The sequence below is a fragment of the Psychrobacter immobilis genome, assembly GCF_904846065.1.
Lineage (GTDB): Bacteria > Pseudomonadota > Gammaproteobacteria > Pseudomonadales > Moraxellaceae > Psychrobacter > Psychrobacter immobilis_H.
Map to the genome: position 1 here is coordinate 1 of NZ_CAJGZV010000025.1, position 1,299 is coordinate 1,299.

The following is a 1,299-nucleotide window of genomic DNA, read 5'->3' on the forward strand; positions in this document are numbered from 1 at the left end:
CAGCGCCATGATGCCATCCATCTCGCATGGCCAACCTGCCAGATGTACACAGACGACGCCTTTAGTCTTGTTGGTCAATACCGCTTCAATTGATTCAGGGGTGATATTACCTGTTGCCTCATCGACATCAGCAAACACTGGCGTTGCTCCAGCATTGACGACCGCTGAGATACTAGCAATAAAAGTACGCGGAGTAACGATTACTTCATCGCCTACGCCTATACCAAGTGCCTGCAATGCCACATCCAAAGCCAGCGTACCATTGCCCAACGCAATCGCATACTCACTGTCTGACCAGTCTGCAAACTCTTGCTCAAACTGTCGGCACTCTTGCCCTGTCCAGTAGTTGACTTTGTTAGACAACAAGACTTGGCTGACAGCATCGGCTTCTGCTTGAGTGAAACTTGGCCAAGGTGAAAAAGGGGTATTTAGCATATATTCCTCCATGGTAGCGACTTAAAGCTGACTGTGTGATTGTCACGATTTGCAGCCATTTCTATGACATATATAACAATAGTTTTAAACAGCACTGACTTTAAATAGCAATGGCTTTAGACAATATGGCCAGTGAAAAGTAATATAGATACATCAGTAATACCGTCGCGGTTTTAGGATACTTTGACTATAGTTGCATACCTCATCTTTTTGTATGACCACTATTCAGAACCTGTAAATTTGCTCATGGTTGCTTCACCATCGGCACTGATGCCGTCTTTGACGATGACTTTCTTTACTGTTTTAAAGAGTATTTTTATGTCCAACCATAATGATTGGTTGTCGACATACCACGTGTCGAGCTTAAACTTCTCGTCCCAACCGATCGCATTGCGCCCGTTGACTTGAGCGTAACCAGTAATCCCCGGTCTGACTTGATGTCGCCGTGCTTGCTCGTCACTGTATAGTGGTAGATACTCCATCAATAATGGTCGTGGACCAACCAGACTCATATCACCCTTAAGCACATTCCATAGCTCTGGTAGCTCATCAAGACTGCTATTGCGTAATGCCTTACCAAATGGCGTTAGGCGCTTACTGTCCTCTAACAGATTTCCCTCTTTATCTATAGCATTGCCCATAGAACGAAATTTAATCATTTCAAACGGCTTTCCATCTAAGCCAGGACGCGTCTGATGGAATAAGATAGGTGAGCCAAAGTGTTTTTTTACTTTATAAGCAGTAATAGCGTATACCGGCGACAACACTACTAAGGCCGTGGTCGCAGCGATGATATCAAAAAGTCGTTTTATCATTTATAGCCCCAACATATTGAGTAGTCGTTTATTGACCTTATCGGCATCG

The 1,299-nt window shown here is 44.2% G+C and carries 2 protein-coding genes; both read right to left on the bottom strand.

The annotated features are described in order from the left end of the window. Positions 1 to 435, bottom strand: a 435-nt coding sequence (locus JMW64_RS13875) for a DegT/DnrJ/EryC1/StrS family aminotransferase (protein WP_201555369.1), incomplete at its 3' end; no start/stop codon positions are given. A 221-nt stretch (positions 436 to 656) separates the two neighbouring features. Continuing rightward, positions 657 to 1,250 (bottom strand): sugar transferase, encoded by a 594-nt coding sequence (locus JMW64_RS13880; RefSeq protein ID WP_201555371.1) that lies wholly within the window; start codon positions 1,248 to 1,250, stop codon positions 657 to 659. Positions 1,251 to 1,299: the final 49 nt, after the last annotated feature.